Here is a 1,063-nt window from a genome sequence, read left to right as displayed (position 1 = left end):
GCCCTAGGTGTATTGATCACGGACGTTGTTGACACGGTTGGGTCTTGAACATGGCGAAGGCCCCCGTGTGTGGTGGAGGTGTCGAATCTTCACCGCACGGAGGCCTTCGTGTCCCACCGTAATGCCCGACTGACCGTCTTCGGGAGACGACTGCTGGTCGAACGTGTCGTATCGGGCCGTCCGGTCGCTCATGTCGCGGCCGAGACGGGCATCTCCCGGGCCACGGCCCACAAGTGGATCCGTCGTTGGCGAGCCGAGGGACAGGCCGGGCTGCACGACCGTTCCAGCCGCCCGCACTCGACACCGCACCGGACTCCGCCGGCGATCGAGGCCCGGGTCTGCGACCTGCGCCGGGACCGCAAACTCGGGCCCGCCCGGATCGGTCCGATCCTGGGCCTGCCCGCCTCGACCGTCCACCGCATCCTCACCCGCCACCACCTGCACCGGCTCACATGGCTGGACCGGCCGACCGGCACGGTGATCCGCCGATACGAACGCGACCGGCCCGGCGAGCTGATCCACGTGGACGTGAAGAAACTCGGCCGGATCCCCGACGGCGGCGGCCACAAGACCAACGGCCGCGAGGCAGGCCGGCCGATCCGCGGCATGGGCTTCGACTACGTGCACTCCGCCGTCGACGACCACTCCCGCCTCGCCTACAGCGAGATCCACAGCGACGAGAAGGTCGCGACCTGCGCAGGCTTCCTGACCCGCGCGGCCGCGTTCTTCCACAGCCACGGCATCGACCACGTCGAGCGGGTCTTGACCGACAACGCCTGGGCCTATCGCAAGGGCCTGGCCTGGAAAAACGTCCTCGCCGAGCTCGGTGCGGCCGGAAAGCTGACCCGTGCCTACCGGCCGCAGACCAACGGCAAGGTCGAACGCTTCAACCGCACCCTGCTCGACGAATGGGCCTACCTGAAGCCCTACAACTCAAACAACGAGCGGACCGAGGCCCTGGCAGACTTCCTGCACACCTACAACCACCACCGCTGCCACACCGCACTCGGCGGCAAACCGCCCATCAGCCGTGTGAACAACCCTGCGGGTCAATACACCTAGG

At 67.6% G+C, this 1,063-nt stretch carries 1 protein-coding gene; it reads left to right on the top strand.

What is annotated here, in order from left to right; genetic code table 11:
- The first annotated feature begins 108 nt into the window (after positions 1-108).
- Positions 109-1,062: an IS481 family transposase gene (locus IG78_RS0141040; protein WP_030574891.1), complete on the top strand. Its 954-nt coding sequence runs from the start codon at positions 109-111 to the stop codon at positions 1,060-1,062.
- Position 1,063 lies beyond the last annotated feature (1 nt).

It is taken from the genome of Streptomyces aureocirculatus (genome assembly GCF_000720475.1).
In the GTDB taxonomy this organism is placed as follows: Bacteria; Actinomycetota; Actinomycetes; order Streptomycetales; family Streptomycetaceae; genus Streptomyces; species Streptomyces aureocirculatus.
This window is presented reverse-complemented; position numbering and strand designations above follow the sequence as displayed.